Origin of the sequence: Sphingomonas sp. PL20 (genome assembly GCF_017875905.1) — a bacterium.
In the GTDB taxonomy this organism is placed as follows: Bacteria; Pseudomonadota; Alphaproteobacteria; order Sphingomonadales; family Sphingomonadaceae; genus Sphingomonas; species Sphingomonas echinoides.
This window is the reverse complement of record NZ_JAGINH010000002.1, coordinates 3,948,919-3,961,196: the sequence shown is the minus strand read 5'-3', so window position 1 is coordinate 3,961,196 and position 12,278 is coordinate 3,948,919. Positions and strand designations below refer to the sequence as shown.

Below are 12,278 nucleotides of genomic sequence, written 5' to 3'. Positions count from 1 at the left end.
GCACGCACGGCTACCCCACGGGCGTTCATGGCGCGCCTCGACCGGAATGCGCGACGAACAATGGGTTGGTTGGCAGCGGGTCGGCTGGCCGTTGCAAGAATTCCGGCACGACCGGTGCAGCGGCTTTGTCGATCGGGCGCGCAAGGACGGCATCGTTCGTCCCGGCCGAAGCCCCATCCCTGCGCACGGTGAAGAGGGCCGCATTGCGCCAGGTGATCGATGGCGCGCGCGGCACGATGACGCTTGGCGAAGCCGAAACGCCGACGGCGGATGCAATGCGGGCGACATAACCTGACGTTTCGGCCGGTAAGGATCGTGCGTGCCCCCGCCAGTCATCGACGCGGGCCGGGCCGGCATTGTACGCGGCCAGCGCCATGCCGAGATCGCCATAGCGATCGAGCATCTCGCGCAGATAGGCGGCCCCTGCATAGATGTTCGCGCGCACGTCGAAAGGGTCGGACCCAAGCGCATAACGCGCGGTCAAGCCGGTCCAGGTCGCGGGCATGATCTGCATGAGACCCATCGCACCGGCGCGCGAGACCGCGCGCGGATCGCCGCGGCTCTCCGCGCGCATCACGGCCCAAATCCAGGTTTCGGGAAGGCCGAAGCGCTGCGCCGCTTCGGCGACGCAATCCGCATAGGTGGGCGCAGAAGCAGCGGCCGGGAGGACACTCTTCTGCACGGCGCCAGCGCTAACCGAAGGACTGGCAATGGCGATCGTCCCCATTGCCAGTTCCAAGCTTATGCGCGTGGCATGTGCGCAAAAGGACATCCCTCAATCCTCGCGCTGACGACGTTTCTGCCGGGCCCATACCAGGACATGCACCTCGTCCTGCGTCCGGGATTGCAGCAGACTTGCGCGCAGCGGGCGCGTGAAGGTCGGGCAGTCGAGCTGCACGGTGATGAAGCTGCCGCCCCCTTCGCGCTCGTGGGTCCAGCCGGCGCCGATCTCCGCCGCGGCATTGCCGTCGTCGAGATGCACCCGCCAATCCGGTGCACGCTCCCCACCGGGTTCGGCAACGGGCACGATGCGCAACGGCACGGTGAGCGCCAGCGTTTCGAGCTGACCGACGTACGTGTCGCCGTTGCGGGCAAAGCGACCGATCTGCATGGGAGGTCTCCTATTGCTGGTGAAGGGCTGCGTTTGACGCGTCAGTTCCGCGCCAGTGAAAGGACGCGTCGGCTGCGCCGCGGGTGAACAGCGGCGTCGCACGACCAAGCAGGCGATCGCTCGACAGCGGCCCGAAATATCGCCCGTCCATGCTGTCGGGGACCGCGTTGAGGAGAAACAGGTCGTGCGCGCGCAGCACGCGGCAGCCCCGCCAAACCGGGAGTGCGCGACCGTGACTGTCGCTGGTCCGGGCGATCGCCACCGCGCGTCCATCGACCGTGACGCGCGCGCTGGCGCGGCACACCGTCGCGCCGGAACGGGCGGCGACATGCTTGAGCAGTGGCACGCCAAGCGCGAGATAGCGGCGCTCGTCAAGGAAGCGCGCGAGCGCCGGTGGCGGCATCACGGCGACCAGATCGCCGACTGCCAGGCGGTCGATCGCCGTCAGCTGATACAGCCCGATCGGTGCGCTGGCGGTCGCGTTCCAGACGAGGCGGGGATGCGGTGCCAGCAGCGCGACGGAGACGAACAGGCCGCCGAACAGTTCGGCAAACACGGTGGTCACGAGGACATAGCCGAGCCGGGTCATCCTTCGATCGCCTTGCGCTTGAGCCAGGCGGCATGGCGCTCGGCGGTGTAGGGTCTTGGCGCATCGCCGGCGCTCAAGCGGTTGTGGACGTGGCGCCAATGGTCGGGTGCCGCGTCGCACGGGTCGACGCCGGCATGTTCGACCGCGTCGATTGCGGCGAGCACCGCGCGGACCTTGGCCCAGCCCTGAATCGACAGATACAGTTCGCCGCCGGGCCGCACGAACGGAGCGGTGGTATAGGCTTCGCACGGACCGACCGCGCGCAGGATATCGATGCGCGAATGGACTGTACCGTAGTCATTGGACGCCCAGCGGCACAGCGCGAACACGGCATTCGGTCGAAAAGAGACGACCCGCGTCTTGCGGCTGACGATGCGCTCGGCAGCAATTCGGCCGAAGCGTATCCAGTGCTCGAGACGCTTTTCGATCCAGATGAGTTCGACCTCGGTTGCGGCATTGCGCGATGCCGGGGCGGTCCGCACGCCGACGCCCTTGCCGGGAAGAGGTTGCCTCATGATGGGTCACCGGAGGCGGCATGCAGCGCGCGCGATGCGCAGACAATTTGCACGCTCAGAGCGTGCGCAGTACGGACCTGCGTTACACCTGCGACGCCGCTCGGCATGCGGATAGCATGCTCGCCGGTCCCGCCAGCGCGAGTCTTGGGTGGCACCGCGACGGCCGCTCGACAGCGGCGCTCGGGACGGCGCGTACCGCGTTCGTCCACAGGCCGCTGGAGCGTTAGCAAGAATCCGAAGGATTCTTCTCTATTAGCACCGTTAGAGGGGCGCCGATTCCGCGCAGATTTCTGCGGGTTTCGGGGACATTCCGGTTCCCGATAGGACGACTCCTGGGTTCCCGATAGGACGTGTCGGTCGGTTCCCGATAGGACGATCAGCATGGCGGATTATCCACAGACTTGAGCTTGAGACGGCGCATTGCGGCGTCGAGCGGATCGACCGGCAGCGGCGCGAAGCGCAGACGCTCGCGACCGAAAGCGTGCTCGATGGCGAGCGTGTAACCGGGCAGCGGCTGACGCCGCACGATCGCGCGAAGCTCGAAGGCAAAGCGCTTGAGCGGCGAGAGCGCGCCCGATTTGAGATGGAGATGCGACACGTCGAAGCTCCAGCCGCCGGACTGGCGGCCGCCATGCTTGCGGACGATACGATACAACCAGCGCTCGAGGCCGCCGGTGAGATCGAAATAGGCGCGGTCGATCGTGAGCACGAGCCCGCGCTCGAGGACGCCGGCATAGAACCAGTCGGGCAGGATCAGTTCAATGCCGAGCGGGCGTCCGCTCGCGTCGAGGCGTTCCTGCCATTCGTTGATCCACGAGAAGCGATGCCGGCGTCGCTGATGCTGCTGGCGGATCGAGGTGGCGACGGTGGTCGACTGGAGCCGGTCGAGTGCCGCCTTCAGGCGATCGTAATTGTCGCGGCCGGTGCCGCGCCCGACATAGGTCAGGATCTCGTGCGGCGTCGTCGCCATCAGGCGCGACGTCGGCCGCCCGGCGTCGCGGGCTTCGACGATTTGGCTCGCCGCCCAGATCAGCACGTCGGCATCCCAGATCGTCGCCATGCCGTGTTCGGGCACGGCCTCGACCGAAATCCAGGTCTCGCCCATGCGGAAGTCGATTGGGGCGGTGCGCTTCGACTTGGCGAGGCTGAAGAACGGCCAGGTCATCAGATCCTGCGCATCGCGGAGCGCGATGTCGCCCGGCACCGATCGGAACAGCTCGAGCTGCCGGCGATCGTTGAAAGCGGGAGGCGCGGTGCGCGGCATCAGGATCATGACTCGGCCGGGCGGCGCCGAGCCGGATAGACGGTGCCGGAGCCCGCATCGGAGGTCGAGCGCCGCGTGCCGATCGCCGCCCAGGCTTCAAGGTCGTCGATCGCATAGACGACACGACCGCCCAGCCGACGAAAGATCGGTCCGGTTCCATAGCAGCGATGCTTTTCGAGCGTGCGCGGGGAGAGGCCGAGATGGATCGCCGCATGGGGTGTCTTAAGGAAGCGCGGGCGCTGTACGAGGGCTTCTGGCGGCATGATCGTCCTCCGTCGATGCACCGGCCGGCATGGGTCGGTGCGGAACCATGCGGCGGACAATGGCGAAGCAGGGCCGGCGCCCCGGAGCGGCTATTTCAGGCTGTCGACTTTTGTCGCCCCCCGAGGCTGCCGCGGAGCAGCGTGCGATAGCCTCCGCTCATCAGGGAAAGCGCCTCCTCGATCAGACGCTGGGTGCGCCGGCGCTCGGTCGACGACTTCCACTCCATGCCGCGGCCGATCGACATGCCGGGATAGATCAGGCGACGCGCAATATCGTGCGATGTCGGCCGGGGTTGGGTCTGCACCAGGTCGAGAATGTCGAGCAACAGGTCGAGGCGCTGCCGCTGAAACGGTGTTGGCCGAAAGGCGCCGGCGCTGCGCGTCGGCGGCGCGCCTCCGATACGGCGATCAAGCCGCAACGCCGCTTGGCGGCGGACCTCGATCGCCGGGTCGCGGACGATGATATAGGCGAGCGGCTGCCCGGGTAGCGTCGCGCGCAACCAGAGATGATGGGGGCCATCCACGTCGCCCAGGACAAGGTGACGCCCATCCGACAAGGCGCGGTCCGCGAGGATCAGCGGCCAGCCGTGGAAATCCAGGGGCCGCGCGTCGGCGATATCGGCGGGCGCCGCGTCGAGAATGACGGTCGCGGGCGATGTCGATGGCGGCCAGAGCGCCGGTTCGCTAGCCGGGACGGCGTCCGGCGAACAGGGAAAAGCACAAGCCCCATCGACGGGCCATCACCTCCTGCGCAGATGTGGAGAGATCGTGCGCCAGCGCCTGATAGTCCTGGCGATAGGCGGGGTTGCGGCGCAGGAATTCCTGCGCGAAACCGGCGAAATCCAGATTCCGCCGCGCTGACCGGTCCACCTTGTCTTCGCCGGCCATCGCCAGGTCCTCCCAAGTCGGGGAGGAAGCATGGAAGGACCGAGCGATCCGGACCATTCCAGCTCGTGGTGGGGTCTATCCCCTGAACTTGGGAGGGCCGAAACGTGGCCGCAGCCGCGCAGCGCCGACAAAGCGGCGCGCCATCTGGTCACCGCCAATGCGATGCCGATCATGTGATTTACCCCCGCATGGGCACTGGCTTCGCGACATGGCGATATTTGAAGAATAGCGTTCAATCTGATAGGTTTGTCATAACAGGCAATCGCTTTTGCTCACCGCAAGCACGAGATGGCGCATGACAAAGATGGGGCGCGATCAACTCCGGCGACGCGCGGCGGGCCAAGTGTCCGCGCATCTGCCGCCTGAGTTGATAGCCGCACTCGATAGGTGGCGGATCCAGGCCGGTCCGGTGAATCGCGCGGAAGCAATCCGGCGCCTTTTGGCAAAGGCGCTGGATTTAGGAACGCTACAGCACGAGCCACCCGTCCCTCCCGCCCCGAGCCGGCAGGAGCAGGACCACCGGGCTGAACACCTGATCGAATTGTACCGCAGTCTGGGATCCTTCGAAGCCGTCGGCCGCTCTGTCGGTCTTTCAGGAGGACGCGTGGCCACGCTCATCCATCGCCATGAGAACCGCATCGCGACCGGAGCGCTGGGGCGTGTTCGCGACGCCGACGCGTAAGTGGAAGACTTCGAACCGCGGTAGCCGCGTGCGGCTTGCTCTTATAAGCGCGCCGAGCGCGCGGCCGATCGATGTGGTCCCGCACGAGGGGGCGGAGCAGACGGAGCGGACCCTGGTGCCTTTCCCAGCCACGCTATGACCGGTAACGACCCGGTGGGTCGGTCGGGACCGGGCTCGCCACTGCCGCGCAACGCCATGGACGGTTCGCCTGCTCGCCAATGGCGGCCCGTCGCTCTACTGCGCGAAGATGCACCCCGCCCGATCCCGGGCGGGGCGCCGTGTCGGCTCAGTCGTTGGTGGCGCGGCGCGCCCGCGACCAGATGAGCGTATAGCCCTCGCCTTCTGCATCATCGAACAGATTGGCGAAGATGGGGGCGGTGAAGCTGGGATCGTCGAGCTTGACCGAGAGATAGTCGCGCTGTTCGGCGGAGCGCTTGGCCCAGGCGGCACCGATCTCGGCGCGGCCGACATAGATGCGGTGGCTGGGTGCAGTGTCGTTGCTGCGGTTCTCCTCGGGAACGATCCGGACGCCCTTGGTCTGGACGCTGAGGGTGACGATCTGGCCCTGATATTCAGAGCCGACCTTCTTGAAGCTGCCGATGTTCGCCATGATTTTAGTCCTTCGTTTTTCGAGGCCGCCCTATGCGTCTCGATGGCGTCGCGGAGCCGGAGGCGAGCGCCGCCGCAGCTCGGCCCGCAGCGAAGCGGAGGACCGCGCGAACGCCGCTTTCTTGTCTCGCGAGGAATGGGCTTCAGCCCAGGGGAAGAAAGGGACGGACACGCGGTTGCGGCTCAGGCGCTCGAGGCGCAGCCGCCCTCCGGCTAGACAGCCATCAACGAGACATCAGGCGACCTTGATCCCACGAAGGACGTGTCGTGGCGCAAAGGCGATCATGCTCGGCCCTCGAAATCCGGGCATCCGCACCCACGTCTACGGCTTGGCGACTCGTTCGTGCTGAAGCTGCAGCAACGACACTGCCTCAGCCAGGCCGTCGGTCCCGGCCGGGGAGTCGGGAACATCTGCTCCGAGCGTATGGCGATTGCGGCCGTCACTCCCCAAGCTCAGGTCCCTCTTTGCAACAGCTTCTGCCACGCGACCGATCCGACCAAGAGGGCAGCGGTCACTGCCAGGACGCAGCGTGCCACGCTCCCGACTGGTGCCGACACAACCCAGACGGCATTGAAGGCGACCACGGCTGCCGGTCCGGCAAAAGCGAGCAACACCAAAACCCGCATGACGGGGTTGGACAGATGCCGAATCGCGACATGCCCGAACGCGGTGACCGCGAGCGCGACGCCGCCGGCGGCGAGGAGCGATTGCACAAGGGTGCCGTCCGCTGAGCGGACGACGAAGAACGCCGCCACGGCAGCGGCCACCGGCAAGGCATTGAGCGCAAGGTGGAACATCAGGCGGGCCATGATGAAGGCGACGAGGAGCAGGATCGGGACGGCCAGAAACACGAGCGTTCTCCCTGACGACCGGGGTCATCGACCGGGGTCATCGACCGGGGTCATCGACCGGGGTCATCGACCGGGGTCATCGACCGGGGTCATCGACCGGAGTCATCGACCGGGGTCATCGAACGCGCTCTCCACCACCGCCACAGCGCCACTGTTTCTTCACTCTACAACAGCTCGCGCCCTGCAGAAAGGCGCCTTCGACGGGTTCACCTACCGCTGTTCCGCAAACCCCTGACCTGTTGCCTATGGCAGCGCCGCATGCCGCAGGCGCGCGGCGCGGCCGGATTTTGGCGCGGGTACAAGGGGGCGGCGGGCGAGCCCGCCGCCTCGATCGTGTCAGGCGGCAATAGCCTGAACCGGGCCATCGTTGTGGGGCTGAGCGGCATCCTGCTCAGCCGCTTCCTCGACGCGTTCGGCATAGATCGCCTCGCGCGCCGCCATCATGCGGGCATGCGCCGCGACCGTGCCGACGCCGCCGCGCGCGGTGTAAGCGGACGGCGGGAAGGCCATCCAGCGCGGCACCCACTGCTCGCGCTTCTCACGCCCGCCGACACCGCCGAGATGATCTGCGATGATCCGCCGCAGTGTCTTCGCCTTTTCGCCTGCATTGGCGTCGGCGACCATTGGCCCCGCGACCTCGGCGGTCATGCCGAGCAACACCTCCCGGTCGCGGATCAGGTCGAGCAAGGCAGCGTCCGCCTGCCAGTAGCGATCCATCCGCACGCCCAGATGCAGGCCGACCGCCTCGACAATGGCGCTTCCTGCCGCAAGGCTTTCGCCCATGACGATGGCGACGACATCGAGAACCGCCGGATCGGGAAGTTCGAGCAAGCGGAGGAAGATCGCCGAGAGGCGATCTCCAGACGGGCCCGAACTATCGCGACACCCGCCGAGCACGGTCGGCTCCTCGGGCGAGAAGCCGAGAAACCCGAGCACCGCGCGCCGCCGCGCGTCGAACACGGCCTCGCCTTGGGCATTCTCGACGCTTTCCGCGATGGCGTCGTTATGCGCGGACTGCGGCTCGGACCGCACCGCCCACAGGTGCGAGCCGGTGATGGCGTGCGCCACCATCAAACGCAGAGCGACCCCCGGCGCATCGATCAGCGCGGCGCGCACGGCGGCGTGCCGATGCAGATCGACATAGGTCTGCTGCGGTCCGGTCATCTCCGGACGGAGGGGCTTGGGCGCGGCGGCAGTGCTTTCTCCCTTGGCGATCCGCGCCGCCTCCTTGCGGCTGAGATAGCCCTCGTGGAACACCACCTCGCCGTTGCTGCGGACATCGACATAGACGCGCCCGCCCTTGCGCTTGGCGGTCTTTTCATAGTCCCACGACGCGAACTGCTCGGACGGCGGCACGATCACGACGTCGCCCCAGCCTGCCGCCGGATAGGCGGCACGCCGCGTCTCGATCTCGGCGTTCTGCGCATTCCAGAAAGCGTCGCCGTCGGCGAAATAGCGATCCTCGCCGAACAGGTCGGTGACGATCGCGCCTGCATATGCCGCTACGTCGAACAGCGCATGCGCGGCGGCGATCGACTGACCGCCGAACAGCCATGCCTTCAACTGGTGACCGACCGGTGCGCGGGCATCGAGATCGTCGAGCAAGGCCAGCCACGCTTTCTGCTGGCTCTTGCTGGCAAGGGTCAGATGGCGGACGGTCGCGCGGTCGATCCTCTGCGCGGCGTAGAGGGTGCGGATACGCGGCAGCAGATTGCCGAGCGCCAGCACGCGCTTGATCGTCAGCGCGGGCAGGCCGAAGGTATCGCCGATATCGTCGAGGCTGCGGCCTTCGCGGACCAGCAGGGTGAAGGTTTCCCATTGGGTCACCTCATCGGCATCGAGCCGCGCGAGATTTTCGATCAGCGAGGCTTCGATCGCGGCGGCATCGTCGGCGTCATCGAGGATCGCGCACGGCAGCGGCTCGGCCTCGCCGCGCTCTGCGGCGACGATCTGGGCCGCGTGGAAGCGGCGCCTTCCCGCAACGATTTCGAAGGCGTCAGGCGCGCCATTGGGCCGGACCAGCAGCGTCTGGAGAACACCGCGGCTACGCACGGTCGGCAGGATGTCGGACACGTCCGGGGCCTTCTTCGCATAGCGCATGTTGGTCTTGCTGACGGACAGCTTGTCGAGGGCGATAAAATCGAGTTTCATCGAATCACTCCTTGTGAGTGCCGGTCCCGTCCTTGTTGATCTCTGGGGTAGCGGGGCCGGTTTGGATACGGCGGGAACGCGCCGCGCGTCAGCCGTCCTTCCTGGCAGGGTCGGACGGAAGCTCGGGGAGAGGCGCAGGCCCCGCGCGCCGCAGGATGGATTGGGCGCTCAGGATCGAGCCGGTCACGCGTGCGGCTTCTGCCCAGCGCGACAGCGGGAAATCACTGGCGAAACCGATATCCCGCTCGATGCCGAGCCCTACGCCCAAACGGATGCGCGCCAGTTCGGACAGGCTGAAATAGCCAAGCTCGGGACAGCCGAACCCGAGGTCGGCCAAGCCGAACAGCACGTCGCCGTCATCGTCCAATTCTGTCGCAAGCCATGTGGCGGGCCCGACGGGATTGAACAGTTTGACGACAGGCACCGGGTCGTGGCCGGGCATACCGGCTTTTTCCGCATTGGCGTGCAGCACCGCGCACAGGTCCGGGGTCAGCAATTCCATGACGGTTGCTCCTTCAGATAGGGGAGAAGACACACTGCGCTCACGCGGCGTCGCGAAGCGCGGGGCGCTCGGCGGTTGCGTTCTGATGCCGCGCAAGCAGCCAGTCGGCGGCCTTGCTGGCGGCACTGGCGGCGCGAAAGATCGCGCGGGCATCGCCGCGCAGCACGTCGAGCCAGCTGGCCAGATAATCGGCATGCCGGACGGTCGGCACGATGCCCAGCGCTGCGCACAGGAAGGCCGAGCCGAGTTCGGCGACCAGTTCCTCGCGCGCATAGCCTTCCGACCCGAATGCATTGGCGAGATCGCGCGCGAGCCGGGACTTGTGGCCTGTCGCATGGGTCAGTTCGTGCAGGCAGGTCCGGTAATAGTTGATGGAATCGAAGAACGCAGCCTGCGGCGGAACCACCACGAGATCGGGGCCGGGCGCATAGAAGGCGCGCGAACCGCCGATCTGAAAGGCGATACCGCTGGCAGCGATGACCTCCTCGGCCAGCGGCACCGCACACTCGTCGGGCAAAGGCACCGGATCGGCTGCGAGTCCCTCGCGCAGCCCCTCGCACTGCGCGACATTGAAGACGGTAAAGCGCTTGAGGAACGCGACCTGCCGGGGATCGTCCCCGCTTTCGGCCGCACGTACCTTTTCGCCCTCCGGTGTGAAGCGATCCGCATAGACCACGGTGGTGCCACGCTCGCCTTTGCGGACGCACCCGCCCGCCTCGATCGCCTGCCGGAAGGTCAGCCAGCTCTGCGACGGATAACCCCGCTCGATCACGGTCGCCCACAGGATCAGGACGTTTATCCCGGAATAAGCGCGACCCGTAAGCGCGTTGCGCGGCATGCCGGGTGCGACCGTGCCGCTCGCCTTCCACGGCTGAACCCAAGGAAACCGCCCCGCCTCCAGTTCGGCAATGATCCGGTTGGTAACTTGCCTATAGACGTCCCCGCGTGGAGCGACCGTCTCGGGCGAGGCAACCGCCCCCTGCACCTTGCCTTTTCCCGAACACCGACCCTTGGCACGCGCTGTGTTGCTCGACCCCATGGCTCACCTCCAACGCCGCCCAAAAACCACCATGGCCACCCCCGGAAAGCGGGGGGTGGGCGGCGAGGGCGACTGGAGAGGCCCGCTTGAGCGGCGGCTGCACCCGAAGGGGCGAAACGGTAGTGGAGCAGTCGGGCATAGCCCGACTTGCAGCCGCTGCGGGCGGGCCTAGCAGGGAGCGCCGACCATTCCCCGCTTGCTGGGAGTGGCCACACAAAGACGCCGTCGCGCCGCTGCGCGGCGTCCCTATTCGGACGGCAACGCCGGCCGGCCCCAAGCGGACGTCACCATCGGCCGAGACCCTTCAGGGGCTCGGGGGTGCACGGGCACGTGCAGCCTAGAGCGAGGTCGCGCGCCAGCGCGAGGGGTCCGCGTGCAGTTTTACATCTCATCAATGCACACTCGTGCGGATGATCTAGACTGCGGCCCGATCATGCTTCGCTGATGCACACCGTTCTAGGACGCGAAAAACCCAGAAATATTTATCTTCCAAGGTGGGGCGTTTTCGCAGCGACGGCGTCTTTGCTGCGTGACACCCGCGGAAGCTGGGCCGGCTTCAGATTCTGCGTTTTGGCAAACCATGGTCAGGAGCCTGTTATGCGAGCGAAACTTTCTGCCTTTTTGTTTCCACTCCTATTGGCCACTGGATGTTCGCGTCCGCTAGCCCCTGACGCCTTTCTGGCAAAAGCGATCCAAGGCGACAATTCAGAGATGACGCTTGGAGCGATCGCGGCGAGCAAGGGTGGGTCTGCTGTTGCAGATTATGGCCGTGCGCTCGTCGCGGATCACACCAAGGCTCGTTCAAAAGCTACTGCAATCGCGGCCCATTACGGGCTTACGCCGCCGAGCGACCTCTTGCCGGAAGCGAGCAAGGAGCGCACCAAACTGCAGGGTCTCAGCGGCGCTGCCTTCGACAAGGAATTCGTCAGCTATATGATTGACGACCACAAGGGCGATATCTCCGATTTTACAAAGGAAGCGAAGAGCGACGCGCCGAGCGACGTCAAGGCGCTGGCGCGCGATGCTCTGCCTGATCTGCAAAAGCACCTCGATATGGCGAAGCGCCTGACCTGAGCTTTGGTGGCGGCCTGCACCGGCGGCAATGCCATCGGTCGGGGCGAGGGCGGCCCGAACCTCCGCATTTGACGGTGTCGGTGGTATTGAGAGGTAGCGCCTCGCGCAAACTGAAGGGATCGATCGATGCGGGCGACGGAAGATAAGGGTTACGACGGTGTCGCCAAGCTGCTGCACTGGACAATCGTCATACTGGTCGTGGCGCAGTTCGCGATTGCATGGAGCATGCCGGACATTCATCGCGGCATCGAGCCCGTAGGTCTCATCGCTTGGCATTTGTCGGTGGGGATGGCGATCCTCGCGGTCATGCTGGTCAGGGCGGGGTGGCGCCTCACGCACCCCGCTCCGACCCCGCCAATTTCGCTGTCGTCGGCCATGCAGGCTGTATCGCGCGCGACACATAGTGCGCTGTACGCGCTGCTTGTCGCACTCCCCCTCTTGGGATGGGCGAATGCCTCTGCGCGCGGCTGGCGCGTTACTCTGTTTGGCGTCATCCCGCTGCCACCGCTGTCCGCGGCCGGATCGCCTCTGGGCATGACCCTCGGGGACGTTCATCAGACGGTCGCGATCGTCTTGCTCGTCGCGATCGGCCTGCATGTTCTCGGCGCGGTCTATCATCTGGTCATCGTCAAAGATCGAACCGTTCAGCGGATGCTGTGACACAGTATGGCCGCGCCGATCGAACGGCGGCCGCATCCGCGCACAGCTCAGTACGCCCAGGGTTGCCGCTTTCGTATGA

At 66.3% G+C, this 12,278-nt stretch carries 16 protein-coding genes; 3 read left to right on the top strand and 13 right to left on the bottom strand.

The window, feature by feature from the left end; translation table 11 throughout:
- Positions 1–25 precede the first annotated feature (25 nt).
- The 8 genes from H4W01_RS18625 to H4W01_RS18590 form a co-directional block, all read right to left on the bottom strand.
- Entirely contained in the window at positions 26–727 is a 702-nt protein-coding gene (locus H4W01_RS18625; protein ID WP_334685351.1) for a lytic transglycosylase domain-containing protein, read from the bottom strand.
- Positions 728–775: 48 nt separating this feature from the next.
- Positions 776–1,111 carry a DUF736 domain-containing protein gene (locus H4W01_RS18620; RefSeq protein ID WP_209612808.1) on the bottom strand — a complete coding sequence of 112 codons (336 nt, stop codon included), beginning with the start codon at positions 1,109–1,111 and terminating at the stop codon, positions 776–778.
- A gap of 10 nt (positions 1,112–1,121) precedes the next feature.
- Positions 1,122–1,700: a S26 family signal peptidase gene (locus H4W01_RS18615; RefSeq protein WP_209612807.1), complete on the bottom strand. Its 579-nt coding sequence runs from the start codon at positions 1,698–1,700 to the stop codon at positions 1,122–1,124.
- The gene (locus tag H4W01_RS18610) at positions 1,697–2,215 is read right to left on the bottom strand and encodes a DUF2840 domain-containing protein (protein ID WP_209612806.1); all 519 of its coding nucleotides are present in this window, start codon (positions 2,213–2,215) and stop codon (positions 1,697–1,699) included. Before H4W01_RS18610 ends, H4W01_RS18615 begins: the two co-directional genes overlap by 4 nt.
- 376 nt (positions 2,216–2,591) lie before the next feature.
- Complete coding sequence (locus H4W01_RS18605; protein WP_443024801.1) at positions 2,592–3,488, bottom strand: replication initiator protein A; 897 nt, start codon at positions 3,486–3,488, stop codon at positions 2,592–2,594.
- On the bottom strand, positions 3,485–3,742 hold the full coding sequence (locus H4W01_RS18600) for a helix-turn-helix transcriptional regulator (protein ID WP_209612805.1): 258 nt from the start codon (positions 3,740–3,742) through the stop codon (positions 3,485–3,487). The genes H4W01_RS18605 and H4W01_RS18600 overlap by 4 nt, the downstream gene beginning before the upstream one ends.
- A 95-nt stretch (positions 3,743–3,837) precedes the next feature.
- The gene (locus H4W01_RS18595) at positions 3,838–4,383 is read right to left on the bottom strand and encodes a DUF2285 domain-containing protein (protein WP_443024809.1); all 546 of its coding nucleotides are present in this window, start codon (positions 4,381–4,383) and stop codon (positions 3,838–3,840) included.
- A gap of 43 nt (positions 4,384–4,426) precedes the next feature.
- Positions 4,427–4,630 carry a transcriptional regulator domain-containing protein gene (locus tag H4W01_RS18590; protein ID WP_131533392.1) on the bottom strand — a complete coding sequence of 68 codons (204 nt, stop codon included), beginning with the start codon at positions 4,628–4,630 and terminating at the stop codon, positions 4,427–4,429.
- 295 nt (positions 4,631–4,925) lie between these two features.
- Between H4W01_RS18590 and H4W01_RS18585 the strand changes: the two genes are divergently transcribed.
- Complete coding sequence (locus tag H4W01_RS18585; protein ID WP_209612804.1) at positions 4,926–5,312, top strand: ribbon-helix-helix protein, CopG family; 387 nt, start codon at positions 4,926–4,928, stop codon at positions 5,310–5,312.
- A 286-nt stretch (positions 5,313–5,598) separates the two neighbouring features.
- Here H4W01_RS18585 and H4W01_RS18580 read toward each other — a convergent pair whose 3' ends face one another.
- The 5 genes from H4W01_RS18580 to H4W01_RS18560 form a co-directional block, all read right to left on the bottom strand.
- The gene (locus tag H4W01_RS18580; protein WP_131533396.1) at positions 5,599–5,922 is read right to left on the bottom strand and encodes a DUF736 domain-containing protein; all 324 of its coding nucleotides are present in this window, start codon (positions 5,920–5,922) and stop codon (positions 5,599–5,601) included.
- A gap of 452 nt (positions 5,923–6,374) precedes the next feature.
- A complete protein-coding gene (locus tag H4W01_RS18575) occupies positions 6,375–6,773 on the bottom strand; it encodes a hypothetical protein (protein ID WP_209612803.1) in 399 nt (132 codons plus the stop codon).
- Positions 6,774–7,109: 336 nt separating this feature from the next.
- Complete coding sequence (locus tag H4W01_RS18570; protein WP_209612802.1) at positions 7,110–8,924, bottom strand: ParB/RepB/Spo0J family partition protein; 1,815 nt, start codon at positions 8,922–8,924, stop codon at positions 7,110–7,112.
- Positions 8,925–9,012: 88 nt separating this feature from the next.
- Positions 9,013–9,426 (bottom strand): DUF2958 domain-containing protein, encoded by a 414-nt coding sequence (locus H4W01_RS18565; RefSeq protein WP_209612801.1) that lies wholly within the window; start codon positions 9,424–9,426, stop codon positions 9,013–9,015.
- A 40-nt stretch (positions 9,427–9,466) separates the two neighbouring features.
- Entirely contained in the window at positions 9,467–10,465 is a 999-nt protein-coding gene (locus H4W01_RS18560; protein WP_209612800.1) for an ArdC family protein, read from the bottom strand.
- Between the two features lie 597 nt (positions 10,466–11,062).
- On the opposite strand from H4W01_RS18560, the gene H4W01_RS18555 reads away from it, so the two are divergent.
- Both H4W01_RS18555 and H4W01_RS18550 read left to right on the top strand, forming a co-directional pair.
- Complete coding sequence (locus H4W01_RS18555) at positions 11,063–11,539, top strand: DUF4142 domain-containing protein (protein WP_209612799.1); 477 nt, start codon at positions 11,063–11,065, stop codon at positions 11,537–11,539.
- Between the two features lie 126 nt (positions 11,540–11,665).
- Positions 11,666–12,199, top strand: coding sequence for a cytochrome b (locus H4W01_RS18550; RefSeq protein WP_209612798.1), 534 nt, complete (start codon positions 11,666–11,668; stop codon positions 12,197–12,199).
- Positions 12,200–12,278: the final 79 nt, after the last annotated feature.

What these genes read in the sequence shown, in the direction of transcription:
- H4W01_RS18590 (WP_131533392.1), bottom strand. Translation starts at nt 4,630, where the DNA reads ATGGCCGGCGAAGACAAGGTGGACCGGTCAGCGCGGCGGAATCTGGAT.
- H4W01_RS18565 (WP_209612801.1), bottom strand. Translation starts at nt 9,426, where the DNA reads ATGGAATTGCTGACCCCGGACCTGTGCGCGGTGCTGCACGCCAATGCG.
- H4W01_RS18610 (WP_209612806.1), bottom strand. Translation starts at nt 2,215, where the DNA reads ATGAGGCAACCTCTTCCCGGCAAGGGCGTCGGCGTGCGGACCGCCCCG.
- H4W01_RS18580 (WP_131533396.1), bottom strand. Translation starts at nt 5,922, where the DNA reads ATGGCGAACATCGGCAGCTTCAAGAAGGTCGGCTCTGAATATCAGGGC.
- H4W01_RS18570 (WP_209612802.1), bottom strand. Translation starts at nt 8,924, where the DNA reads ATGAAACTCGATTTTATCGCCCTCGACAAGCTGTCCGTCAGCAAGACC.
- H4W01_RS18585 (WP_209612804.1), top strand. Translation starts at nt 4,926, where the DNA reads ATGACAAAGATGGGGCGCGATCAACTCCGGCGACGCGCGGCGGGCCAA.
- H4W01_RS18555 (WP_209612799.1), top strand. Translation starts at nt 11,063, where the DNA reads ATGCGAGCGAAACTTTCTGCCTTTTTGTTTCCACTCCTATTGGCCACT.
- H4W01_RS18625 (WP_334685351.1), bottom strand. Translation starts at nt 727, where the DNA reads ATGGGGACGATCGCCATTGCCAGTCCTTCGGTTAGCGCTGGCGCCGTG.
- H4W01_RS18620 (WP_209612808.1), bottom strand. Translation starts at nt 1,111, where the DNA reads ATGCAGATCGGTCGCTTTGCCCGCAACGGCGACACGTACGTCGGTCAG.
- H4W01_RS18605 (WP_443024801.1), bottom strand. Translation starts at nt 3,488, where the DNA reads ATGATCCTGATGCCGCGCACCGCGCCTCCCGCTTTCAACGATCGCCGG.
- H4W01_RS18560 (WP_209612800.1), bottom strand. Translation starts at nt 10,465, where the DNA reads ATGGGGTCGAGCAACACAGCGCGTGCCAAGGGTCGGTGTTCGGGAAAA.
- H4W01_RS18600 (WP_209612805.1), bottom strand. Translation starts at nt 3,742, where the DNA reads ATGCCGCCAGAAGCCCTCGTACAGCGCCCGCGCTTCCTTAAGACACCC.
- H4W01_RS18550 (WP_209612798.1), top strand. Translation starts at nt 11,666, where the DNA reads ATGCGGGCGACGGAAGATAAGGGTTACGACGGTGTCGCCAAGCTGCTG.
- H4W01_RS18615 (WP_209612807.1), bottom strand. Translation starts at nt 1,700, where the DNA reads ATGACCCGGCTCGGCTATGTCCTCGTGACCACCGTGTTTGCCGAACTG.